Below are 23,112 nucleotides of genomic sequence, written 5' to 3' on the forward strand. Positions count from 1 at the left end.
GGCCTTCGCGGAATCGACGTGACCCCCAGCCTAGCCGATTTTTGCCCCCCGTCCCGTCAATGATCCGTGACAGAGGGCAAAGTTCCGCTCACCGTTCTGGCAGGAGACCGCGCGGCGAGAAGCGCAGGACCAGCAGAAGGATGATCCCCATCGTCAGCAGCCGCATATGCGCCACCGAATCCAGAAGGTGCCCCTTGAGCCAACTGCCGTCCGCCATGCCGGCGGTGATGCCGTTCATCAGCAGGGCGCCCAACGGCTCCACCTGAACCCAAAGCCACCAGATCAGGAACCCGCCCAGGACGCTGCCCCAGTTGTTGCCCGACCCGCCCACGATCACCATCACCCAGATCAGGAAGGTATAGCGCAGGGGTTGATAGGTTCCGGGCGTCAGCTGCCCATCGAGCGTGGTCATCATCGCACCCGCCAGCCCCACGACCGCCGACCCCAGGACGAAGATCTGAAGGTGGCGCGCGGTGACGTCCTTGCCCATCGCCTCGGCCGCGACTTCGTTGTCGCGGATCGCGCGCATCATCCGGCCCCAGGGCGAGGCCAGCGCCGCCTGCGTCAGCCAGATCAGCAGCAGCAGAACGACGGCGAACAGACCGGCATAGGCCAGCTTGACGAAGATGGTGGAGGCGGTGACGGGATCGGCCCCGAACTCCGTCGCCAGTTCGACGAACCAGGGCGCAACCTGAAGGTCGATCTCATAGGGGACGGGGCGCGGCAGGCCGATGACGTTCTTGACGCCGCGGGCCATCCAATCTTCGTTCTTCATGACCGCGATCACGATCTCGGCAATGCCGAGCGTGGCGATGGCCAGATAGTCCGACCGCAGGCCCAAGGCCGTCTTGCCCACGATCCAGGCAACACCCGCCGCCAGCAGACCGCCGATCGGCCAGGCGACAAGAACCGGCAGGCCAAGGCCGCCAATGTTGCCCGCGCTGGCGGGGTCCACCGCCTCCACCGCTTCGACGCCGGGGTCCAGAACCGAACGGAAGACGATAAATCCGACCAGCAGGATCGCCAGCACGATCCAGCCGCCGAACCGGGGCACCCGAGTATAGGCCAGGATGGCCGCGACCACCGTCGCGGCCCCCAGCACCAGACCGATGGCGATGCGCAGGCCGCCCGCCGACGCGGCCTCGGCGTTGGGTGGCATCGACACCAGGACCGCGCCCAGGCCGCCCAAGGCGACGAACCCCATGACGCCGACGTTGAACAGACCGGCGTAGCCCCATTGCATATTCACCCCAAGCGCCATGATCGCGGAGATGAGGCCCATGTTGAAGATCGTCAGCGCCACGTTCCACGACTGGAAGAACCCGGTCCCGAGGAACAGGAGCGCGACGAGACCGAACAGCGCGATGGCGCGCGGTGTCTGGGAGGTCATACCGATTTCCCCTTGAAAAGACCCGTGGGCCGGAACAGCAGCACGATGATCAAGATTACGAAGCTGACCGCGAATTTGTAGTCGGTGGACAAAAGCTGCACCAAGCCATCGGGCTCAAGGCTTTCGGGCAGGGCATAGCCCAGCACCTTCTTGAGCGGATAGGTGATCGTCACTTCGGCAAACGCGATGACGAAGCCACCCGCGATGGCCCCCACCGGACTGCCCAGGCCGCCCACGATGGCGGCCGCGAAGATCGGCAGCAGAAGCTGGAAATAGGTGAAAGGCTTGAACGATTTGTCGAGACCGTAGAGCGTGCCGGCAATGGTCGCCAGCGCGGCCACCATCAGCCAAGTGTACATCACCACCCGTTCGGGGTTGATGCCCGACAGCAGCGCCAGATCTTCGTTGTCGGAATAGGCGCGCATCGACTTGCCCGTCCGCGTCTTGTTGAGAAACCAGAACAGGATCGCAACGACGATGATTGCCACGACGACCGTGATCGCCTGCGTCGTCTTGATCGCCAGACCTTCGTCCAGACCGCTCAACGTCTTGAAATCGCGCGCGGTGATGATGAACCGCTCTCCGTCCGAGAACAGTTGATCGTCGGGCCCGATGATGAAGCGAACCAGACCGTTCATCACGAACATCACGCCCAGCGACGCGATCACGAAGGTGACGGGCACGGCCTTTTTCGTGCGGTAGAACTTATAGACGAGCTTGTCTGTCCCCAGCACCAGCAGCGCGCAGGCCACAATACCGACCGGCAGCGCCAGAAGCGCGGTCGGCAACGGCCCGAAGCTGATCCCGAGGGCCTGGAACCCCCAGGTCGTCATGATGACGGCCATGGTCCCGAAGGCCATCGTGTCGCCATGGGCGAAGTTGGAAAAGCGCAGGATGCCGTAGATCAGCGTCACGCCAAGCGCGCCGAGCGCCAGCTGCGCGCCGTATGCGGTGGCGGGGACGAGGACGAAATTGGCGAAGGCCACGAGGGCGTTTAGGGGTTCCATCAGCTTGTCATCTCCTGGCACGTCCCGCGAATGACGATGCCATGTGCGAGGTCATTTCCGGCACCGTCGTCGATGATGACCGGGATCATCCGAAGGTATTGAAGGTTTTGAAAGATCGTGAACGTGGCAGGTCCGGCGAGCGATACACTCTCCTTTACGCCTACAGCGAGAATTGGATCCGACGGCATCTGCAATCGATACAGATGAGACTCGTCGTAGTGTTCGGGATCGATCGGGCTCACCACCGGTGTCTTTCGGTCTTTGTCTATCACGACGCCTTCTTCGACATGGGGAGTCTCTTCGCACCCAATTCCCGAATGGCACATGTCGCTGGCAACACAAATGTAGGTTCTATCCGCACCAAACGAGGGAAGACTCGACGCCAAGACGAACGAAACCAGGAGAATAGACCAAATGCCGCGCATCCTCAGCCCCCCAAGAAACTGCGTCGGACGTCGTCGTCCGCCAGCAGTTCCTTGCCCGTGCCGGTGTGCGCGTTGCGGCCCTGTACCAGCACATATCCCCTGTCCGCGATCTCCAGCGCCTGACGGGCGTTCTGTTCCACCATCAGGATGGGGATGCCCGTGCGCGACACTTCGATGATCCGGTCGAACAGCTCATCCATCACGATGGGCGAGACCCCGGCGGTCGGCTCGTCCAGCATCAGGACCTTGGGTTTCGTCATCAACGCGCGCCCCACGGCCACCTGCTGACGCTGCCCACCAGAAAGCTCTCCGGCGGCCTGCCGACGCTTGTCGCCCAAGATGGGAAACAGCTCGAAAATCTGCTCCATCGTCTCGACGATCTTGTCGTCGGTACGGATGAACGCGCCCATTTCCAGGTTTTCCTGCACCGTCATCGACCCGAAGATGTTCGACGTCTGCGGCACGAAGCCCATGCCCTTGACCACCCGGTCCTGTGGGGACAGCGCGGTGATGTCCTCCCCATCCAGCCGCACCGCGCCCTTGCGCAGGTTCAGCATGCCGAACACGGCCTTCATGCCCGTCGACTTGCCCGCGCCGTTCGGCCCGACGATCACGGCAATCTCGCCCGGATTCACGGCGATGGTACAATCGTGCAGGATATCCGGGCCCTGCCCGTAACCGCCGGTCATGCTGTCCCCGATTAGGAAGGCGTCCTGCGTGTGGCTACGCTCCCCGGTGGCGGTGCCGGGCGACATCGTCGACGGTGTGCCGCGTTTGGTGATCGACGCGTCCTTGTTGCCGCGGTCGTCCTGATACGCGTTCGTCATGCCCCGGTCTCCGCCAGCTGATCCTTGTTCTTCAGCCCGGTGCCCAGATAGGCCTCGATCACCTGTTCGTTGGCCTTGATCTGGGCCAGCGATCCTTCGGCCAGGACCTTGCCCTCGGCCATGCAGATGACGTGGTCGCTGATCTTGCCGATGAAATCCATGTCGTGCTCGATCACGACGAACGTGTAGTCGCGTTCCTTGTTGAGCCGGATGATCGCGTCGCCGATCGTATTCAGAAGCGTCCGGTTCACGCCAGCGCCCACCTCGTCCAGAAAGACGATCTTGGCGTCGACCATCATCGTGCGCCCCAGTTCCAGCAACTTCTTCTGCCCGCCGGAAATCTGACCCGCGCGTTGATCGCGCAGGTGGCTAACCGTGAGAAACTCCAACACCTCGTCGGCCTTGGCCCGCAGGGCGCGTTCCTCGTCGGCAATGCGCTTGCGGCCGAACCATGTGTTCCACAGCGTCTCGCCCGATTGCGCGCCGGGCACCATCATCAGGTTTTCCTGACAGGTCATCGAATGAAATTCATGGGCGATCTGAAAGGTCCGCAGCAGCCCGCGGTGGAACAATTCATGCGGCGGCAGGCCCGTGATATCATCGCTGGCCCCGCCATCGCCCAGCATCGTCACCCGCCCAGATGTGGGCGGCAGGACACCGGCGATCACGTTGAACAGGGTCGTCTTGCCGGCCCCGTTCGGGCCGATCAATCCGGTGATCGATTTCGGTTCGATCTTCATGGATGCGCCGTCTACGGCGCGAAAGCCGCCGAAATGGCGATGAAGGTCATGGACCTCGATCATGCGTTTTCCCCTGTCGTCGGTCCCGAATTTGTCCGGTGTCCCGTTTGCGAAAACGGCCCCGGAAAACCGGGGCCGTCTTTGTCCGTCTGGCCGCGCCTTAGCGGTAGCCTTCGACCACCAGCTCGCCCTCGGCAAAGCTGACTTCACGGTAGTTGCCGGCGCTTTCGCCCGGTCCGATCAATTCGACAGCCGATGCGCCGACGTAATCGATCTCGCCACCGTCGGCGAGGATCTGAAGCGCCTTGCCCAGCTCACCCGGCAGGATTTCCTCGCCCGGTGCGTTGGCGACGTCCATAACGGCGTCCTTGTACTCGGCAGGGTCGGACGAGCCGGCCTTGGCCATCGCAAGCATGATCAGGGCCGCGGCGTCATAGGCCTCGGCCGAGAAGGGCGAGGTGCCGTCATAGTCGGCGGCCGATGCCATTTCCTGATAGAGTTGCGCGCCGGGGCTGTCGGTGCCGGGGTTCTGACCCGTCGATCCGTCGATTCCGGAGCCGAAGTTATCGGTCAGGGCCGCGCTGATCATGCCGTCGGGGAAGTGGAACGTATCGAACGCGCCCGAGTCGATGGCGGAGCGCACGATGCCCGATCCACCCTGGTCGACATAACCCGCAACGACCAGGCGGTCACCACCGGCGGCGGCCAGCGCACCGACTTCGGCCGAATAGTCGGCCTTGCCGTCTTCGTGGGCGGCCGAAATGGTGACTTCGCCACCGGCTTCCTCGAAGGCGGTCTGGAACGCGTCGGCCAGACCCTTGCCATAGTCGTTGTTGGTGTAGGTCAGCGCGACGCTCTCGATGCCCTTGTCCATCAGGATTTCGGTCATGATGACGCCCTGGCGCGCATCCGACGGGGCGGTGCGGAAGAACAGGCCGTTGTCTTCGGCGGTCGACAGACCGGGCGACGTAGCCGAGGGCGAGATCATCACAACGCCGTTGGGCACCGCGACGTTCGACAGCATGGCCCCCGTCACGCCGGAGCAGTCGGCCCCGACGATGCCGGCAACGCCGTCACCGGTGATCAGGCGTTCGGTCGCCGACGTGGCCGCGGCCGCATCGATACAGGTGGAGTCGGCGCGCACGGGCTCGACGGTGACGCCGTCCAACAGCAGACCGCTCTCGGTCACTTCGGCCATCGCCATCTCGGCACCCGCGGCCATGGCCGGGGCAAGGCTTTCCAGCGGGCCGGTGAAGCCCAACACGACGCCCAGCTTGACGGGCGAGTGCGCGTCGGCGAACGCACCGGTGGCGGCAAGCGTTGCGGCAGACGCCAGCAGAAACTTTTTCATAATAATCTCCCATGTATCCGACTCTTTATGAGCCTTGATGCGGGAGATTATGCAACGTGCCGCCGGGATGAAAGCGTCCAATTCGGCAGGTGTTAAAATTTAAACGCGGCCAATCGGTGCCTTTACAGAGAAATACCCTGTCGCCCGGCCAGATCGGTAAAGAATTGCCATGCGACACGGCCCGACCGCGACCCGCGCGTGGCCTGCCATTCGATCGCCTGGGCGCGCAGGTCGTCGTCGGAAATGCTGACCCCGAAGGCATCGCAATATCCCCGGATGATCGCCAGATAGGCATCCTGATCCTGCGGATGAAAGCCCAGCCACAGGCCAAAGCGATCCGACAGGCTGACCTTTTCCTCCACCGCCTCGGCGGGGTTGATCGCATTGCCGCGTTCATTCTCGATCATGTCGCGCGGCATCAGGTGGCGCCGGTTCGACGTGGCATAGAAAAGGACGTTGTCGGGCCGCCCCTCGATCCCGCCGTCAAGAACGGCCTTGAGCGATTTATAGGCGGCGTCGTCATGCCCGAAGCTCAGGTCGTCACAATACAGGATAAACCGATGTGGCGCATCGCGCAGCACGGCCAACAATGTGCCGACGGTCTGAATATCCTCGCGCTGAAGTTCGACCAGCTTGAGGCCAGTCGCTTCAAGTTCGCCGTGCACGGCCTTGACCAAGCTCGATTTTCCCGTTCCGCGCGCACCCCAAAGCAGGGCATTGTTCGCCGAAAATCCATCGGCGAAACGCTGCGTGTTTTCCAGCAGCGTGTCGCGCGCGCGATCAATGCCCAGCAACAGGTTCAAGGGGATGCGGTTGGGGTGCGGGACGGGCACCAGCCGGTCAGGCGACGTGTCCCAGACATAGGCGCTCGCCGTCCAGTCGGGCGCGGCCAGCGGCGCGGGGGCCAGCCGCTCCAGCGCCTGCGCGATGCGCTCGGCCACCTGCAGCAGGGGCGCGTCGCTCAAGGCTTGTCCTCGTCCGTGGCCCTTGCCCCGTGGATTTCCTCGTCCCAAAGACCGTCGGCCTTCAACTGCTTTTCGCGGGCGCGTTCGACCCAGCGAACCAGCCAGATCGAAATTTCGTAAAGTCCGAACACGACCACGAAGAGGATGACCTGCGTGATCACGTCCGGCGGCGTCACCAGCGCGGCCAGAAGCAGGATGCCCACGACCGCGTATTTTCGCACGCCCGCCAGACCCGCCGCCGAGACCAGACCCGCCTTGCCCATCAGCGTCAGCAAAACCGGCAGCTGGAAGCAAAGGCCGAACGCCACGATCATCTTGAGCGTGATGTCGAGGGATTCGTTGACCTTGCCGGCGAATGTGATGCTGATCCCGCCGTCCACGGGGGCGACCGGTATCGTCGGCTCCACGATGACGACGCCGTCGGGCACCGTGTCGGGAATGGCACCGACGATGACCTGCTGCACGTCCGCAAAACCCAGGAAGAACTGCATCGCCAGCGGCACGACGACGAAATGTGCAAACGCCGCGCCCAATGTGAACAAAACCGGCGACGCGACAAGGAATGGCAGAAACGCGTTCTTCTCGTTCTTGTAGAGCCCCGGCGCGACGAAGCGCCAAAGCTGATGCGCGATGACCGGGAAAGAGATGATAAGCCCGCCCACGACCGACACACGGATCAGGGTAAAGAAATATTCCTGCGGCGCAGTATAGATCATCTGCGGATCAGGATCGCCGAGCGCGCGCATCGTCGCTTCGATCGGACGCAGCAGGAATTCCAGGATCTGCTCGCCGACGGTAAAACACAGGACCATGCCGATCAGGAACCCGGCCACGGCCCGGATCAGGCGTGTCCGCAATTCGGCCAGATGCTCGATCAGGGGGGCGCTGCTGTCGTCGACGTCGCTCATGCGCTCTCGTCCGTCTTGGCGGGCTTCGGGTCCGGTTCGGGCGCGCCGGGGTCGGGCAGAAGCTCCGGCTCTCCGGACAATTCCGCCGCTTCGGCGGCGCGGGCCGCATCTCCGGTCTTGGGCGCGGGCTTCGCGTCCGGCCCGTCGGGCGACCAGGCCGACAACTCCGACGTGGCTTCCTTGATCTTGTCCATGCCGTACTGCTTGGGGTCGGCCATCTTGCGCAGGTCGCCCGCGATGTCGTTCACGCCGCTGTCGTTGGCGGCATCGTTCATCGCGGTCTGGAACTCGCGCGCCATCTTGCGCGCCTTGCCGGTGAATTCACCCAGCGTGCGGAACATGCGCGGCAGGTCCTTGGGCCCCACCACGATCAGCGCGACGACGCCGACGACGAGCATTTCGCTCATTCCGATATCGAACATGGGCTACGCCCCCGATCGTGCGTTCAGACCTTGTCCTTCTTCGCTTCGGGGGACACGTCGCGCGCGGATGTGCCATCGGCCATGATTGGCTTGGGCTGCGCCTCGGCGGCGTCCTCGTCGTCCTTGGACCCGTCGGCGACGCCCTTTTTGAACGACGTGATGCCCTTGCCGACTTCGCCCATCAGGCTGGAAATCTTGCCGCGTCCGAACAGCACCAGAACGACGACGGCGATAAGCAGAAGGCCCGGAAGGCCGATGTTGTTGAGCATGAGTTCTCTCCCTCGGGGGGCCGGAGCCCGATATCCGTGTTGCGCATGTTATCTACGCATTGCGCCGCCCACATGAAAGCGGTGGCACATAAATTTGCGCTACCTGATCCGATCCGTCGCGCTCTAACGCAACAATGGGGCCGGATCGACGGCGTCGAAGCCGCGCCGCACTTCGAAATGCAGGAACGCAGGGTCCCCACCGCCGACGCTGGCCACACGCTGACCGGCGGTGATGGAATCACCCTTCTGGACGCGAATGTCCTTGATGTTCGCATAGACCGTCAACAATCCACCCTCGTGACGCAGCACCAGAATCGGCACCTGATCGGTGTCGCGGGTGATCGCGGCGACCGTTCCCGCAGCCGCGGCCTGCACGGCGGTACCCTCGGCGGCGCGGAAATCGATTCCCTCGTTGCGCCCCGAGAACGGGCGCAGCACCTCGCCCGACACGGGACGACGCAAGGCGGAGGTGGTTGCCGCAGGTTCGGGCGTGGCAGTCACGGGTTCGGCCGTAGGCGCGGGTGCACTGGCGTCGGTGCGGAACTGGTCAAGCTGCGGGCTTTGCGGCAAAGGCTCCGCTTCGATCGTTTCGGGCAACGCGGAACTGGCCGACGGCGGCACAGGTGTGACCGTTCCGCCCCCCGGAACCGGTGTGGCGACTTCCTGCGCGCCGTCTTCGCCGATCACCAGCGGGATCAGCAGATACTGACCTTCGCGGACCGCCAGATCGGTGCCAAGGCCGTTCCACTCGGCCAGCGACGACGGGCTGACGCCGTACAGGCGCGCAATGGAGAACGCCGTCTCGCCGCGCGCGACGCGGTGGCGCACAGGCTCCTGCCCGCCCTGGACAGTCACCTGCGGCGCGGTTCCGCCGGACGCGCGGTCGATCGCCGCCCCCGCGATGGAGGAGATGTCGGGCCGACCGTTTGTTCCTGTGGCCCCCGGCACCACCCGACTGGGCAGGGCCAGCACCGCATCGGCGTTCAGCCGCGTGTCGGGCGAGATGCCGTTGAACCGGGCCAGCTCGGCCGAGGAATAGCCGATGCGGTCGGCGACCGTCTGCACGGTATCGCCGCGCCGGGCGACGGCGACCTGATAGTTCGGATAGGTGATCAACCCGTTGCCGTCGGGCCGCGGACGATCCGCGGGGGCCAGACGCACGCCGTCGGACGTGTCGACGGTGCCCGCCTCGCCCCTAAGGTCGAAATCGAAATTTCCACTTTGAAATTCGGAACATCCCGCAAGGATGCCCATGCTCGTCATCAGACCGGCCCATGCGGTCTTGCCTGCTACGGACATCACTGTCCCCCTATCTGCCCCGCCTGCACCTTCGGCACAGGGTCCCGTGTTGCCGGATGGCACGCGCTTCAGTCGTGTTCCACCCCTTCCACCAGCGGTACGAAACGCACCGGCGAAAGTTCTTCGTAATCGTATCCGCCCGCGGTCCGCGTCACCTTGATCAAGGTCTGAACGTGATCCGACACGCCCACCGGCACAACCATACTACCCCCGATGCGCAATTGTGCCAACAGGGGACCGGGCGGGTCCTCGGCCGCGGCGGTGACCAGGATCCGGTCGAACGGGGCCTGTTCGGGCAAGCCATAGCTGCCGTCGCCGGTGATCTGCGTAATGTTGGTCAGGTTCAGCGTGACGTGATTGGCCTGCGCGACCCGTGTCAGGGCCCGGTGACGCTCCACCGTATAGACCCGGCGGGCCAGGTGCGACAGGATCGCGGCCTGGTATCCGGTGCCCGTCCCCACCTCCAACACCTTGTCGCGCGGCTGCACGTCCAGCGCCTGGGTCATCTGCCCCACCACGCTGGGCTGGCTGATCGTCTGGCCGACCGCGATGGGCAGAGGCACGTCGTCATAGGCGCGTGCGGCGAATGTCTCGCCCACGAAGATCGCGCGGTCCACCCGCTCCATCGCCGTCAACACGCGCAGATCTTTCACGCCCTTCGACCGAAGGGACAGCTGCAACCGCATCGTGTCTTCGGGCGTCGCCATCACTCAGCCATCGTAGGCATCAAGAACGTCGCGCAACCCCTTGATCGCGCTATGATCGGTCAAGTCACAACGCATGGGCGTCACCGACACCCAGCCTTCGACATTCGCCTTCACATCCGTGCCCGGTGCCGTCGGTTCCCCTTGGGCCGATCCCTGGATCCACAGGTATTTGCGCCCCGATGGCGCGGTCTGCGGATGCACGCCCATGCGACCGTCGCCGCGGTACCCCTGCGCCACGGCGGCCAGTCCCTTGACCTTGTCGGCCGGGCACGGCGGGAAGTTCACGTTATAAAACATCTTATAGGTGTCGCCGCCCCATTCTGCCCCCGCCAGAAGGCGACGCACGCAATCGGCCCCGGTGGCGGACGCCGCCTCGAACGGATTGTCCAGATTGACGTTTTGGGGGCCATAGAACTGCGACATGGCGATGCCGCGCACGCCCTGCAGCGCCGCTTCGATCGCGGCGCCGATGGTGCCGGAATACATCGTATTTTCGGCGGCGTTGTTGCCCCGGTTCACGCCCGACAGCACTAGATCCACGTCGCCCGGAACGATATCGCCCAGACCGGCCAGCACGCAATCGGCGGGCGACCCCTCGATCGCGAAGCGACGCTCTCCCATCTGGCTGATCATCGACGGCTTGACGTAGTTGATGCAGTGACCGACGCCCGACTGCTCGAACGCGGGGGCCACGATCCAGACTTCGCCGTCCGGCCCCGCCACGTCGCGCGCGATTTCTTCTAGCACGGCAAGTCCGGGGGCGGAGATGCCGTCGTCGTTGGTGATCAGAATTCGCATGCAGGGGCTCCTTTCGCCCCTGTTAAGTCGCGGGGGTCAGGGCGTCCAGCGCGGCGCGCGTTTTTCAAGAAAGGCCTGTATCCCCTCTGCCGTATCCGGATCGCCCAGATTTGCGACCATCGCGTCACGCGCCAGGGCATAGGCGTCGTCGATCGGCAACTCGGCCTGCGCGTGAAAGATGTCCTTGCCGACCCGCACCGCGCCCGGCAGCTTCCGGGCCAGGTGGCCGGCGTAATACGCAACGCAATCGTCCAACGCATCCGCTGGCACCGCGCGGTTGACCAGACCGGCGGTGACGGCCTCCTCCGCACTCATCATTAGGCCCATGGACAGCAGCTCGAACGCGCGCTTGCGGCCCACATTGCGGGTCAGCGCGACCATCGGCGTCGAACAGAACAATCCGATGTCCACGCCGTTGACACCGAATTTGGCATCCTCCGCCGCGATGGCCAGATCGCAGGTCGCGACCAGCTGGCACCCGGCGGCCGTGGCCAGCCCGTGGACGCGTGCGATGACCGGCTGCGGAAGGTTGCGGATATGCGCCATCACGGCGGCGCAGCGGTCGAACAGATCGGCGAAGGCCGCGGCCCCGCCATCGTCTGCCTGCCGCATCGCCTGCATCTGACGCAGGTGGTGGCCCGCGCAGAACGCCCGGCCCGCCGTGCGCAGGATGACGACACGTAAATCCGACGCGGCGATGTCGGACAGTTGACGGGCGAGCGCGGCAAGCATCTCATCCGACAACGCATTGAGCGTGCCGGGGTCGTTGAGCGTCAGCGTCGCGATCCCGTCGCGATCGTCGCGCAAAAGGATATCGGTCATGGGCATCTCCTCCGACGATGAGCCTGCGAAGACGGAAGGAAGATTGCAATGATCAAGATGGACGCCCCTGCGCTGGAGAAATTCCTCTCTGCGGAATTCCTGCAAGTGGCCGAGGATTTCACGCTGGAGCGTGTGGACGACGACGGGCTGACCGTTCGCCTGAACGTGGCCGACCGTCATCTGCGCCCGGGGGGCACCGTATCGGGACCGTCGATGTTCGCGCTGGCCGATGTCGCGGTCTATCTGGCCATCCTGTCGCGGATCGGGCCGGTCGCGCTGGCGGTGACGACGAATTGCTCCATCGATTTCATGCGCAAACCCGTCGCGAACGCCGACCTGATCTGCGATGTGCGCCTGCTGAAGCTTGGGCGGGTCCTGGCCGTGGGCGATTGCCTGCTGCGATCCGACGGTGATGACCGACCCGTGGCGCGCGCATCCCTGACCTATTCCATCCCCAAGGCCTGACAAAAAAGGAGCCGGGTGTGCGCTGCACGACCCGGCCCAGGGGGGAAGACGAATTCGGGGGGGATCAGGCCTGCCAGAAGGGCTTGGCCGTCTCGATCAGCACCTCGGCCGTGGTCAGGCCAATGTCTTGGTACAATTCAGGCTCCAACCGGCGCAGTGCGGCGCGGGTCCGGGCCCGGGTTTCCCAGTTGGCCAGCGTCGATCCGGCCGAGATCAGCGCCATGGCGACCGGCGAAGCGGCGGGAACAGCGTGGCTGTTCAGGGCGGGATGATCGAATGCGAGGGCGGTCATGGGATGTCCTTTCGGGGCGTCTTTCGGTTTTACTTGTGTCGATACAATTTCGCCGCTAGGGCGTATTCAGTAGATACAATTCCCCAGCCATCGAATCCAGCGATACATTGTTATGAGTACAATAACGGATCGGAATGTCATCGAGGTCGACTTCACGACCGACGATCGACCCAAGTACGTCGTCCTCGAAGGGGCGATCCGCGATGCGATTCGGCGCGGCGTCCTGCCCGCCGGGACCCGCCTGCCCGCGACGCGTGACCTGGCCTGGCGCGTGGGCGTCACGCCCGGCACTGTCGCGCGCGCCTATTCGCGACTGACCGACGACGGCACGCTGGACGCGGCGGTCGGGCGCGGAACCTTCGTGTCCGAAGTCCACGCGCCCGAGTCGATGTTCCGGGACCCGCCCCCGGTGATGGTCGATTCGACGCCGCATCTGACGGGTGGCGAAACCGACGTCGTGAACCTGATGTCCCCGCACCTGCCGTCGGTCGGTCAGGCCGCGTTGATCCGCAAACTGCTGGCCGACGTGGCCGAGGATCCACCGTCGGGCGTGATGCATTACCCCGTATCGGGCACCGAGCGACCGGTCCGCGTCGCGGCGGCACACTGGCTGGCGGACCCGATGCTGGGCCCGGTCGACGAAGCGGAGATCGTGGTGACGAACGGCGGGCAGAACGCCATCGCCCTGTCGCTTCAGACGATCCTGCGGGGCCGACGTCCGGTCGTCGCCTTGGAGGAATTGTCGTATCCCGGCTTCCGCCGCGCCGCCGAAATGTTGCGCGCCGATGTTGTCACAGTAGAAATGGACGCCCACGGAATAATCCCCGCATCGCTGGCTGCCATGGCGCAGCGGCACGACGTTCAGGTCCTGTGCACCTCGCCGGAGGTTCACAACCCGACATTGATCTTCACGCCCGAAGCCCGCCGCAGGGAAATCGTGGAAGTGGCGCGCACCCACGACATTCAGATCATCGACGACGACTGCTATCTCATGGGACGCGCCGCGGCCCCCGGATATCGCCGCTTGGCACCCGAACGGACGTGGACGGTGTCGTCCATCGCCAAGACGATCACCCCTGCCCTGCGGCTGGGGTTCGTCGTGCCACCACCGGCGCAGCACCTCGCCCTGCAACGCGCCGTGGAATACAATCAGTTCGGCATGGCCACCCCCATGAGCGATCTGGCCGCCAAGCTGCTGATCCATCCCGACCTGGCCGCGCTTCAGGCCGAAACCTCCGCCCTTGTGGCGCGCTATGTCTCGCGGGCGGTGGATATCCTGGCGGGGCACGATCTGGTGTGGCGCACGGACGTACCGTTCCTGTGGCTGACGCTGCCGGTGGGCTGGCGGGCCAGTGCGTTCTGTCGCAGTGCCGAAGCCGAGGGCGTCACACTGCGCACGGCCGATGAATACGCCGGCCGCGACGCCAACAGCCCCCATGCCGTGCGGCTGGCGATCAACGCCGGCGTGTCGCTGCGCAGCTTCGAGGCGGCGCTCGTCCGCCTGCGCGCCCTTCTGGACCGTCCGAACGAAGGCCTGGGGGTCTGATCGAGTGGGGTAAAATAAAACCCCAATATCAACCTACTGTTTTTGCTTTCTTTTGCCCGATCGGCCGACGTTGACGCGACGCAAGACGTCTATATAACCGCGCTATCCGGGGCATCCGCTCCGACCGTATTCACCGATCGAAACAAGGAGTGGGCCCCGTGAAGACTTTCACCATGACCCCCGACCAGATCGAGAAGAAGTGGATCCTGATCGATGCCGAAGGTATCGTTCTGGGCCGCCTCGCCTCGATCATCGCGATGCGCCTGCGCGGCAAGCACAAGCCGACCTTCACGCCGTCCATGGACATGGGCGACAATGTCATCGTGATCAACGCCGACAAGGTGCAGATCACGGGCAACAAGCGCGAGAAGCCGAACTACTGGCACACCGGCACCGTGGGCGGCATCAAGTCGCGCACCACCGGCGAGATCCTCGAGGGTAAGTTCCCCGAACGTGTGATGATCCAGGCGGTCAAGCGCATGCTGCCGGGCAACAGGTTGTCGCGTCAGTTGATGACCAACCTGCGCGTCTATGCGTCGGCCGAGCATCCGCACGAAGCACAGTCGCCCGAAGTCCTCGACGTCAAGTCGATGAACCCCAAGAACACCCGGAGCGCTTCCTGATGGCTGAGCAACTGAACTCCCTCGAAGATCTCAAGGGCGCCGTCGAAGGCACCCCCGCCGAGGTCACCAATGAGGCCGGCGAGACGGTCCTGCTGGACACCTCCGAGCCGCGCGAACCCGTTCGCGACGAGCTGGGCCGCTCCTATGCCACCGGCAAGCGCAAGGATGCGGTCGCCCGCGTCTGGATCCGCCCCGGCTCCGGCAAGGTCACGGTCAACGGCAAGGACATCAACACGTACTTCGCCCGTCCCGTGCTCCAGATGATCCTCAAGCAGCCGTTCGAGATCACCGACCGCGAAGGCCAGTTCGACGTCATGGCCACCGTCAAGGGCGGCGGCCTGTCGGGTCAGGCCGGTGCGGTCAAGCACGGCGTGTCCAAGGCCCTGCAGCTTTATGAGCCGGGCCTGCGCGGCGCGCTCAAGGCCGCCGGGTTCCTGACCCGCGACAGCCGCGTGGTGGAGCGCAAGAAGTACGGCAAGGCCAAGGCCCGCAAGAGCTTCCAGTTCTCCAAGCGCTGATTTCAGACGCTTTCGTCGAATTTTCAAAGGCCCGCCATGTGCGGGCCTTTTTCTTATGGTGATCCGGCGGCGTATTTCAAAACTCCGGAACTCTCATGGAAACCTATCGCACCGCCCGTATCGTCCACTCCGTCCTGATCTTCGTGGGATGGCTGACCACAGGCGTCAGCCTGCTGACCATGGCCATCATCTTTGCGAAATTCGGTGCCCTGGGATGGATTTCCGCTGGGATCCTTCTGGCGATCGCCATGTCAGGCGTGCTGACGGTCGTCGTCAGCCAGATGGGGGTCGCGCAGATCGCCACGGCGGAAAACACCGACCGCATGGTCCATCTGCTTCGCGCCGCGCTGGAGGCCCCTCGCCCGGACCGGCGCATCGTGGCGCCGCCGCTGACCCGGACCGACGATGAAACGATATCGCAGCTTCGTGCGCCGCGCCGGCACTGACCGGCGAACCGGGCGACGCCACGTCCCGCAGCCCTCCGCCCATCGCGCGCAGCCCGTCCGAACGATGCGGGACAAGCGTGGCGCATCGCTCTAGGTTGAGGGCGAGCTACTGCCGGGAGTCCCCATGTTCCGTTTCTTCTTCACCCGCATCCTGCTGTTCGTCATCGCGGTCTGCGGTTGGGGCCTTGTGGGGTTCGGTGGCTGGATCGCATGGCGCGGCATATATCTCTATGCTGGCGATCCGGTGTTGATGGGCACGGGGGGCGGGCTGGCGATCGGTGGCCTGCTGGTCGTGGCGCTGACATTGGCCGCGCGCATTCAGGTGGTCACCGCCGAAACGGCCCGTGCGATCCTCGCCCGATTGGAGGCGACGTCGCCCGCGAAACCCGCACCCCCCGCCGGACGGTCCGACCCGGCCCTGACACGCCGCTGAAACCCTTGCCAAGGTTCGGACCCTGCCGCAGTGTCGACCGCGGGACAGGCAGGGGGTTTCGGTGCAGCAGGAGACGAAACGCGGGCTGGGCCTGATCGCACCGCCGTTCTTCTATGCGGTGCTTTTGATGGCGGGGCCGCTGCTGGCGATCGTGGTGTTCAGTTTCTGGACGCAGGATTACCTGACCGTCGACCGCACCCCGACCATCGCCAACTATGTCGAGGCCTTTGGCGATCCGATCTATCGTGCGATCATGGGTCGGACGCTGTGGATATCGGGTCTGGTGACGCTTATCACCGTGCTGTTGGCCTTCCCGGTCGCCTATTTCGTCAGTTTCCACGTCGACCCCAGCCGCAAATCGCTGTGGCTGTTCCTCATCACCATCCCATTTTGGACCAGCTACCTGCTGCGCATCTTCTTGTGGAAGGTCATCCTGGGGTACAACGGCGTGCTGAATTCCATCCTGTCCTACATCAACGTCCCCCTGGAAGCCGTTGGAAACGCGACCGGAATACTCTGGATGCAGGAGGGATTGTCGGCACCGCTTTATTCCGCGTCCGCCGTGGTCCTAACCCTGTCCCACGCCTTCGCGCCCTTTGCGATCCTGCCGATCTTCGTGGCGTTGGAAAAGATCGACCGCAGCCTTCTGGAAGCCGCGCGGGACCTGGGCGAGACCGCCGTGACGGCTTTCATTCGCGTCACCCTGCCCTTGGCCGCGCCCGGCATCGTCGCTGCGCTGCTGATCGTATTCATTCCCACGGTCGGCGATTATGTCACCCCGGCGCAGGTCGGCGGCCCGGGCGGGCTGATGATCGCCAACATGATCCAGACGCAGTTCCTGGGCCTCAACAATGCGCCGATGGGGGCCACGCTGGCCGTGATCGCCATGCTGATCGTGACGGTCATCGCCTTGGCGACCGTCTGGCTGGCGCGACGGCTGAGCGGGGTGCGATAGATGCTGCGCGCCTATGTCGTCGCTTTCCTGATCTTCCTTTATGCGCCCATCGCGTTGTTACCGGTGTTCGCGTTCAATTCGGGCACGGTCATCGCGTTTCCGCTGGACGGTTTCACGCTTGACTGGTTCGCAGCCCTGCGCACAAATTCGGAGCTTCATTCCGCGCTCCTCAACTCCCTGACCGTGGCGGGCACGACGTCCGTCCTGTCGGTCCTTCTGGGTCTGATGGCCGCACGCGCCAACATCCGGTACACTTTTCCGGGCAAGGCGGCGGCCATGGGTTTGGTCATGATCCCGCTGGTCCTGCCCGAGATCATCGTGGCCACGTCGTTGCTGGTGGTGGTGGTACAGTTCTTCGGCTGGTCGCTGTCGCTGGTCACGGTCGTCGCGGCCCACGTCCTGATCTGCACGCCATTCGCCATCGCCATCCTGAACGCCAGCTTTCAGTCGCTGGATCCGGCGTTGGAGGAGGCGGCGATCGACCTGGGCGAGACCCGCTCCTCGACCTTCCGCCTCGTGACGCTGCCGCTCATCATGCCGGGCATCATCGCGGCGCTGCTGATCTGCTTCACGATCTCGCTGGACGAATTCATCATCGCCTTCTTCCTGACCGGCAGCGATACCACCCTGCCCGTCTACATCTGGTCGCTGCTCCGCTTCCCCAATCAATTGCCGGTTATCATGGCGCTGGGCACGATCCTGGTGATCGTCTCGATCCTGATCCTGACGCTGGCCGAATGGAACCGCCGCCGCGGCATCGCGCGGATGGGCGGCAAAGACAGCGGAGGGTTCCTGTGAACCTCATCGAATTGCGTGGCATCCAAAAGTACTACGGTGATTATCACGCGCTGCGCGGCATCGACCTCGACATCGCCGAGGGCGAATTCTTCTCGCTTCTGGGGCCGTCGGGCTGTGGCAAGACCACCCTTCTGCGCGTGGTCGCAGGGTTCGAAGATGTCTCGTCGGGCAGCGTCATGATCTCCAACAAGGACATGACAGGCGTTTCGCCCAACAAGCGGCCAACGAACATGGTGTTCCAGTCCTACGCCATCTTTCCGCACCTGAGCGTGGCGCAAAACGTGGCCTTCGGCCTGCGCAAGCGGTCGGACCTGAACGCGCAAGCCCGCATGACACTGGTCGAAGACGCCCTCGATATGGTCGGGCTCGATGGTTACGGCGCGCGCGCGGCCAATGCGCTGTCGGGTGGCCAGCGGCAGCGCGTGGCCCTGGCCCGCGCGCTGGTCCTGCGCCCCAAGGTCCTGCTGCTGGACGAGCCGCTGAGCGCGCTCGACAAGAAGATGCGCGAACAGATGCAGGTGGAGCTGATCCGCCTGCAACGGCAGGTCGGCATCACCTTCATCCTGGTGACACATGACCAGGAAGAGGCGCTGGTCATGTCCGACCGCATCGCCGTCATGTTCGACGGCGAAGTCGCACAAATCGCGGAGGCCGAGGATCTGTATCGCAAGCCGGTATCGCGCCGTGTGGCCGAATTCATCGGCACGATGAACTTCCTGCCCGCGACGGTCGCGGGTGAGAAGGTAGAGGTGGCGGGCCTGGGCCATATGGAATTGTCGGATACGCAGTCGATGGCGACCACCGACGGCGACACCATGGCGGGCTTTCGCCCCGAGACGGCGACGCTGCTGTTTCCCGGTCAGAAAACCGAAGGCCGTATCGCGTCCGGGACCGTGTCGGAGGTCGTGTATTACGGCGACATGACCTATTACGACGTAACGTTGGACGGGTGCGAACGCCCTGTCCGCATTTCCATGCGCAACGTTTTCGGTCGCCCCGTGCTCGACATCGGCGCGCCCGCGCGGCTGGCCTGGTCGCCGGGGGCGGTGACGCTGTTCGCCAGGGCTTGATCCGCGCCGCCGCGCCCGACACGATGACGCCCTACCAACCGGAGACCCCGATGCGCCTGATCCTTGCCCTTATCCTGCTTCTGTCGCCGCTGACCGCGGCGGCGCAGACCCTGTACGTCACCCGCACGGACGACGGATTCCTCAACATGCGGACCGGGCCGGGCACGCGGTTCGATGTAACGCAGCGGCTGTCGCCGGGTGACCGGGTCGACGTGCAGCAGACGGAAGGGGCTTGGTACTACGTCCGCCTGCCGTCGGGCGAGCGGGGCTGGGTTTCGGGCAATTTCCTGGAACGTGGAGAGCCTGCCGACGGCCTGCGCTATGTCGCGCGCAGCGACGATGGCTATCTGAACCTGCGCGCGGGTCCGGGGACAGATCACGCGATCCTGCGCCGCATGTATCCCGGCGACCGGCTTGACACGCTGGAACGTCGCGGCCGCTGGCTGCGGGTGCGGCATGTGTCGGGCGCGGAGGGTTGGGCCTATGACGCCTATGTCACGCGCTAGGACGTCACGCGCTAGAGGTCGATGATCTTGACCGTGTGTCCCTTGCAGGCCAGCGCGATCTGACCTTCGCACAGGCGAAGGGCGTCGGCGCCGAATACCTCCCGCCGCCAGCCCTTGGCCCAGCTGCCGTCCCGTTCCCCCGACGCAATGTCGTCGAGGTCGGAGGCCGTCGCGATCAGCTTGGAGGCCACGCCCGCATCCTCCGCCTTGGCCTTGAGCAGCACGCGCAACAGATCGGCCAGGGCCGCGTTGATCTGATCGCGGCTTTTCTGATTGGGCACCTTCGGCAGGTCATCGCGGTCGACGGCCTGACCGGCGCCCACGGCAGCGATGATCCCGTCGGCGATCGGACCCTTGCGCGCCTCGCGCAGCAGCAAGCGGGCCTTGTTCAGCTCCCCCAGGTCCTTCGGCTTCAGCGACGTCATCTCCAACAGCGCGTCGTCCTTGAAGACGCGCGTGCGCGGGATGTTCGCGGTTTGAGCGTAATCTTCGCGAAAGGCAGCCAGCTCGCGCGCGATGGCGACATAGCGCGGCGACGGGTTGCGCATCTTAAGACGTTTCCACGCATTTCGCGGCTGCACGCGGTAGGTGCCGAAGTCGCGCAGGACGTCCATCTCCTCCTCCACCCAAGGGGTGCGGTCGGTCTTTTCCAATTCGGCGGCCAGATATTCATAGATCACCCGCAGATGCGTCACATCGGCCAGCGCATAGGATTTCTGCGCGTCCGACAGGGGACGCCGCGACCAGTCGGTGAAGCGCGACGACTTGTCGATCTGCGCCTTGGCCACCTTGCGGGCCAATGTCTCGTATCCGACCTGTTCGCCAAAGCCGCAGACCATCGCCGCGACCTGCGTGTCGAAGAGCGGTGCGGGAATGACCTCCCCCTCGATGGCGAAGATCTCCAGATCCTGGCGCGCGGCGTGGAACACCTTCACGCAATCCGGCGCGCGGAACAGATCGTAAAGCGGCGCAAGGTCCAGGCCGTCGGCCAACGGATCGACGAGAACGGCATCCGTTTCACCGTCGCCGGGATACGCCAGCTGGATCAGGCAGAGTTTGGAATAATACGTCCGTTCGCGCAGGAACTCGGTATCGACGGTGACATAGGGGGCCTTGGCCGCGCGGATGCAGAAGGTCGCAAGGTCGTCCGTGGTGGTCAGCGTCGTAATTGTCGCGGCAGAGATAGCGGTCACCTGAGTAAGTTGTCGCGCGACGCTAGTCGATTCCCACAACGGGGGGAAGGTCCAGCCGCGTCCGATCCCCGGCGGCGAAGCGGCGCAGCACGGCAGGGTACAAACGATGCTCCTGCACCAGAACCCGCGCCGCCAGATCGTCGGCGGTATCGCCGGGCAGAACGGGCACGCGCGCCTGCCCCAGGATCGGCCCATCGTCCAATTCCGCCGTCACCTCATGCACCGAACATCCCGCCTGGGCGTCGCCGGCGTCGATCGCACGGGCATGGGTATGCAACCCGCGATATTTCGGCAGCAGTGAGGGATGGATGTTGATCATCCGCCCCGCCCAGGCCCCGGTGAACCCGGCCGTCAAGATGCGCATGAAACCGGCCAGCGCGATGATATCGGGGCTGGAGTGTTGCAGTCGGGCCTGGACCGCCGCCTCGAACGCGGGACGGTCGGGATAGGCGCGGTGGTCGATGGCGGCCGTTTCGATGCCAAGCGCGCGCGCCCGCACCAGCCCGCCCGCTTTGGGATCATTGGACAACACCAGACACGGCCGCGCGGGATGATCGCCGGTCATGCTTTGCGCCAGCGCCATCATGTTGGACCCGCCGCCCGAAAGCAGGATCGCGACGCGTTTCACCAGTTGGGCGCGCCGGAATACCGCACGCCGTCGCCAGGCGTCACCGTGCCCAAACGACGGACCGTCTCGCCCTCCGCCTCCAGCAGATCGGCCAGTTCCCCGGCGCGATCCGGCGCGCAGACCAGCACCATGCCGATACCGCAGTTGAATGTCTTGAGCATTTCGGCCTGCGCCACGCCGCCCGCGGCCGCCAGCCAGCCGAAGACGGGCGCCGGCGTCCAGGCCGACAGATCGATGTCGCAACCCAGCCCCCGGGGCAGGATGCGCGGCAGATTTTCGGTCAATCCGCCCCCAGTGATATGGGCCAGCGCATGAACACCGCCGGCGCGCACAGCGGCCAAGGTCGGCAGCACGTAAAGGCGCGTCGGCGTCAGAAGGGCGTCGCCAAGCGTGCCGTCTTCGAAAGGGGCGGGATCGGCCCACGTCAGGCCCGCGCGGTCCGCAACGCGGCGCACCAGCGAAAAGCCGTTGGAATGCACCCCATCAGACGCCAGTCCCAGCAGCACGTCGCCCTCGGCCACGTCGGCGGGCAGGTCGGCCCCCCGCTCCATCGCGCCGACGGCAAAGCCCGCCAGATCGAAATCACCGTCGTGGTACATGCCCGGCATCTCGGCGGTTTCCCCGCCGATCAGCGCGCACCCGGACGCGGCGCAGCCTGCGGCGATCCCCTCGATCACCTGCGCGGCCTCGGGCACGGCAAGCTTGCCAGTGGCGAAATAGTCGAGAAAGAACAGCGGCTCCGCCCCCTGGCACACCAGATCGTTGACGCACATCGCCACCAGGTCGATGCCCACGGTGTCCAGTTTACCGGTATCGATGGCGAGGCGCAGCTTGGTGCCCACCCCGTCCGTCGCGGCCACAAGGATCGGGTCGGAATACCCGGCGGCCTTCAGATCGAACAGCGCGCCGAACCCGCCCAGACCGGCCATCGTTCCGGGCCGCTGCGTCGCCTTGGCGGCGGGCTTGATCCGGTCTACCAGCGCGTTGCCCGCGTCGATGTCGACGCCCGCGCCGGAGTAGGTGAGACCCTGGTTTGCGTCTGCCATGCGATTCCCCGTCTGCTGTCCGGTGGTGTCCGTCGCGCGCGGCCTAGCAGGCCCCCCGCCCCGCTTCAACGCTGCTTGATGGCCCCTTTGGCCCCGACGCTGACGAACCAGCGGTTGGCCAGCAGCACGATCGCGGTCGTGACCAGCAACAGGATGGCCGCAAACGTGAATACGCCCTGCCCCGCCGGTCCAACGGCCGACAGGCCGAACAGCGTCAGGGGAAGTTGCACCGCCAGAAAGACGCCTGCCGCCATCGCGGCAAAGCGCCAGGCCGCACGGCTGTCGGGTAGCGCCCCGGCATCCTTGCCCCATGTCTGACCCACGACAAGTGCGGCGATCATGGGCGGAATGATCGTCGCGGCCCCCGAAGGCACCGGCACGCCGATCGTCCCCAACATGACCGCGTTGGCCACCATCAGCGCGGCGATGCCACCGACGAGGATCAGGGCATATTTCCCCAAGTAGGCGAAGGGCGTCGGACTTTCAGTCATGTCAGATCCTCTGATGGGGTGCGGTCTTGACGGCTGCGCCGCTTCTGATACGCCCTAGCCCACGGGGGCCTGTAGCTCAATTGGTTAGAGCAGAGCGCTCATAACGCTTTGGTTGCGGGTTCAAGTCCTGCCGGGCCTACCAGTCGCCTTCCGCCCCGGACGGCGAACTTCG

Annotated in this window: 29 protein-coding genes and 1 tRNA gene; 11 read left to right on the top strand and 19 right to left on the bottom strand. The window is 64.8% G+C overall.

What is annotated here, in order from left to right; translation table 11 throughout:
• Positions 1 to 88: 88 nt before the first annotated feature.
• The 14 genes from JDO7802_RS14810 to JDO7802_RS14875 form a co-directional block, all read right to left on the bottom strand.
• A complete protein-coding gene (locus JDO7802_RS14810; RefSeq protein ID WP_055086718.1) occupies positions 89 to 1,390 on the bottom strand; it encodes a branched-chain amino acid ABC transporter permease in 1,302 nt (433 codons plus the stop codon).
• A complete protein-coding gene (locus JDO7802_RS14815) occupies positions 1,387 to 2,397 on the bottom strand; it encodes a branched-chain amino acid ABC transporter permease (protein WP_055086719.1) in 1,011 nt (336 codons plus the stop codon). Before JDO7802_RS14815 ends, JDO7802_RS14810 begins: the two co-directional genes overlap by 4 nt.
• Positions 2,397 to 2,822 (bottom strand): hypothetical protein, encoded by a 426-nt coding sequence (locus JDO7802_RS18430; protein WP_055086720.1) that lies wholly within the window; start codon positions 2,820 to 2,822, stop codon positions 2,397 to 2,399. Before JDO7802_RS18430 ends, JDO7802_RS14815 begins: the two co-directional genes overlap by 1 nt.
• A gap of 2 nt (positions 2,823 to 2,824) precedes the next feature.
• Positions 2,825 to 3,649 (bottom strand): ABC transporter ATP-binding protein, encoded by an 825-nt coding sequence (locus JDO7802_RS14825; protein WP_083481188.1) that lies wholly within the window; start codon positions 3,647 to 3,649, stop codon positions 2,825 to 2,827.
• Positions 3,646 to 4,452: an ABC transporter ATP-binding protein gene (locus tag JDO7802_RS14830; protein WP_055086721.1), complete on the bottom strand. Its 807-nt coding sequence runs from the start codon at positions 4,450 to 4,452 to the stop codon at positions 3,646 to 3,648. Before JDO7802_RS14830 ends, JDO7802_RS14825 begins: the two co-directional genes overlap by 4 nt.
• A 97-nt stretch (positions 4,453 to 4,549) precedes the next feature.
• Positions 4,550 to 5,740: an ABC transporter substrate-binding protein gene (locus JDO7802_RS14835; RefSeq protein ID WP_055086722.1), complete on the bottom strand. Its 1,191-nt coding sequence runs from the start codon at positions 5,738 to 5,740 to the stop codon at positions 4,550 to 4,552.
• Positions 5,741 to 5,862: 122 nt separating this feature from the next.
• Positions 5,863 to 6,705 (bottom strand): ATP-binding protein, encoded by an 843-nt coding sequence (locus JDO7802_RS14840; protein ID WP_083481189.1) that lies wholly within the window; start codon positions 6,703 to 6,705, stop codon positions 5,863 to 5,865.
• A complete protein-coding gene (tatC, locus tag JDO7802_RS14845) occupies positions 6,702 to 7,613 on the bottom strand; it encodes a twin-arginine translocase subunit TatC (RefSeq protein WP_055086723.1) in 912 nt (303 codons plus the stop codon). Before tatC ends, JDO7802_RS14840 begins: the two co-directional genes overlap by 4 nt.
• Positions 7,610 to 8,035, bottom strand: a complete 426-nt coding sequence (tatB, locus tag JDO7802_RS14850) for a Sec-independent protein translocase protein TatB (protein ID WP_055086724.1) — start codon at positions 8,033 to 8,035, stop codon at positions 7,610 to 7,612. Before tatB ends, tatC begins: the two co-directional genes overlap by 4 nt.
• 23 nt (positions 8,036 to 8,058) lie before the next feature.
• Entirely contained in the window at positions 8,059 to 8,304 is a 246-nt protein-coding gene (locus JDO7802_RS14855; protein ID WP_055086725.1) for a twin-arginine translocase TatA/TatE family subunit, read from the bottom strand.
• A gap of 123 nt (positions 8,305 to 8,427) precedes the next feature.
• Positions 8,428 to 9,603 (bottom strand): peptidoglycan DD-metalloendopeptidase family protein, encoded by a 1,176-nt coding sequence (locus JDO7802_RS14860; RefSeq protein WP_055086726.1) that lies wholly within the window; start codon positions 9,601 to 9,603, stop codon positions 8,428 to 8,430.
• Positions 9,604 to 9,671: 68 nt separating this feature from the next.
• Positions 9,672 to 10,310, bottom strand: a complete 639-nt coding sequence (locus JDO7802_RS14865) for a protein-L-isoaspartate(D-aspartate) O-methyltransferase (RefSeq protein ID WP_055086727.1) — start codon at positions 10,308 to 10,310, stop codon at positions 9,672 to 9,674.
• Positions 10,311 to 10,313: 3 nt separating this feature from the next.
• Complete coding sequence (gene surE, locus JDO7802_RS14870) at positions 10,314 to 11,108, bottom strand: 5'/3'-nucleotidase SurE (protein WP_055086728.1); 795 nt, start codon at positions 11,106 to 11,108, stop codon at positions 10,314 to 10,316.
• A gap of 36 nt (positions 11,109 to 11,144) precedes the next feature.
• Positions 11,145 to 11,930 carry an enoyl-CoA hydratase gene (locus tag JDO7802_RS14875; RefSeq protein ID WP_438501645.1) on the bottom strand — a complete coding sequence of 262 codons (786 nt, stop codon included), beginning with the start codon at positions 11,928 to 11,930 and terminating at the stop codon, positions 11,145 to 11,147.
• A 48-nt stretch (positions 11,931 to 11,978) separates the two neighbouring features.
• On the opposite strand from JDO7802_RS14875, the gene JDO7802_RS14880 reads away from it, so the two are divergent.
• A complete protein-coding gene (locus JDO7802_RS14880) occupies positions 11,979 to 12,395 on the top strand; it encodes a PaaI family thioesterase (protein WP_055086730.1) in 417 nt (138 codons plus the stop codon).
• A gap of 64 nt (positions 12,396 to 12,459) precedes the next feature.
• On the opposite strand, the gene JDO7802_RS14885 is transcribed toward JDO7802_RS14880, so the two are convergent.
• On the bottom strand, positions 12,460 to 12,687 hold the full coding sequence (locus JDO7802_RS14885; RefSeq protein ID WP_055086731.1) for a YjiS-like domain-containing protein: 228 nt from the start codon (positions 12,685 to 12,687) through the stop codon (positions 12,460 to 12,462).
• Positions 12,688 to 12,799: 112 nt separating this feature from the next.
• Between JDO7802_RS14885 and JDO7802_RS14890 the strand changes: the two genes are divergently transcribed.
• The 9 genes from JDO7802_RS14890 (at position 12,800) to JDO7802_RS14930 (ending at position 19,582) form a co-directional block, all read left to right on the top strand.
• Entirely contained in the window at positions 12,800 to 14,233 is a 1,434-nt protein-coding gene (locus JDO7802_RS14890; RefSeq protein ID WP_055086732.1) for an aminotransferase-like domain-containing protein, read from the top strand.
• Positions 14,234 to 14,391: 158 nt separating this feature from the next.
• A complete protein-coding gene (gene rplM, locus JDO7802_RS14895; protein WP_055086733.1) occupies positions 14,392 to 14,856 on the top strand; it encodes a 50S ribosomal protein L13 in 465 nt (154 codons plus the stop codon).
• A complete protein-coding gene (rpsI, locus tag JDO7802_RS14900) occupies positions 14,856 to 15,374 on the top strand; it encodes a 30S ribosomal protein S9 (RefSeq protein ID WP_055086734.1) in 519 nt (172 codons plus the stop codon). The genes rplM and rpsI overlap by 1 nt, the downstream gene beginning before the upstream one ends.
• A 95-nt stretch (positions 15,375 to 15,469) precedes the next feature.
• The gene (locus JDO7802_RS14905) at positions 15,470 to 15,820 is read left to right on the top strand and encodes a hypothetical protein (protein WP_055086735.1); all 351 of its coding nucleotides are present in this window, start codon (positions 15,470 to 15,472) and stop codon (positions 15,818 to 15,820) included.
• Positions 15,821 to 15,944: 124 nt separating this feature from the next.
• Positions 15,945 to 16,253, top strand: a complete 309-nt coding sequence (locus JDO7802_RS14910) for a hypothetical protein (RefSeq protein ID WP_055086736.1) — start codon at positions 15,945 to 15,947, stop codon at positions 16,251 to 16,253.
• A gap of 127 nt (positions 16,254 to 16,380) precedes the next feature.
• Entirely contained in the window at positions 16,381 to 17,208 is an 828-nt protein-coding gene (locus JDO7802_RS14915) for an ABC transporter permease (RefSeq protein ID WP_083481259.1), read from the top strand.
• Complete coding sequence (locus JDO7802_RS14920) at positions 17,209 to 18,006, top strand: ABC transporter permease (protein WP_055086738.1); 798 nt, start codon at positions 17,209 to 17,211, stop codon at positions 18,004 to 18,006.
• Positions 18,003 to 19,076, top strand: a complete 1,074-nt coding sequence (locus JDO7802_RS14925) for an ABC transporter ATP-binding protein (RefSeq protein WP_055086739.1) — start codon at positions 18,003 to 18,005, stop codon at positions 19,074 to 19,076. The genes JDO7802_RS14920 and JDO7802_RS14925 overlap by 4 nt, the downstream gene beginning before the upstream one ends.
• A 50-nt stretch (positions 19,077 to 19,126) precedes the next feature.
• Positions 19,127 to 19,582, top strand: coding sequence for an SH3 domain-containing protein (locus JDO7802_RS14930; RefSeq protein ID WP_222836410.1), 456 nt, complete (start codon positions 19,127 to 19,129; stop codon positions 19,580 to 19,582).
• A gap of 11 nt (positions 19,583 to 19,593) precedes the next feature.
• Here the strand turns inward: JDO7802_RS14930 and rnd are convergent, their stop codons facing one another.
• The 4 genes from rnd to JDO7802_RS14950 form a co-directional block, all read right to left on the bottom strand.
• Positions 19,594 to 20,751, bottom strand: a complete 1,158-nt coding sequence (gene rnd / locus JDO7802_RS14935) for a ribonuclease D (protein WP_055087277.1) — start codon at positions 20,749 to 20,751, stop codon at positions 19,594 to 19,596.
• 46 nt (positions 20,752 to 20,797) lie between these two features.
• A complete protein-coding gene (gene purN, locus JDO7802_RS14940) occupies positions 20,798 to 21,406 on the bottom strand; it encodes a phosphoribosylglycinamide formyltransferase (protein ID WP_055087278.1) in 609 nt (202 codons plus the stop codon).
• A complete protein-coding gene (gene purM, locus JDO7802_RS14945; protein WP_055086741.1) occupies positions 21,400 to 22,449 on the bottom strand; it encodes a phosphoribosylformylglycinamidine cyclo-ligase in 1,050 nt (349 codons plus the stop codon). The genes purN and purM overlap by 7 nt, the downstream gene beginning before the upstream one ends.
• A gap of 65 nt (positions 22,450 to 22,514) precedes the next feature.
• Positions 22,515 to 22,940, bottom strand: coding sequence for an ABZJ_00895 family protein (locus JDO7802_RS14950; protein WP_055086742.1), 426 nt, complete (start codon positions 22,938 to 22,940; stop codon positions 22,515 to 22,517).
• A 65-nt stretch (positions 22,941 to 23,005) separates the two neighbouring features.
• On the opposite strand from JDO7802_RS14950, the gene JDO7802_RS14955 reads away from it, so the two are divergent.
• Positions 23,006 to 23,082 (top strand) — tRNA-Ile (locus tag JDO7802_RS14955).
• Positions 23,083 to 23,112 lie beyond the last annotated feature (30 nt).

This window comes from Jannaschia donghaensis, assembly GCF_001403795.1.
In the GTDB taxonomy this organism is placed as follows: Bacteria; Pseudomonadota; Alphaproteobacteria; order Rhodobacterales; family Rhodobacteraceae; genus Jannaschia; species Jannaschia donghaensis.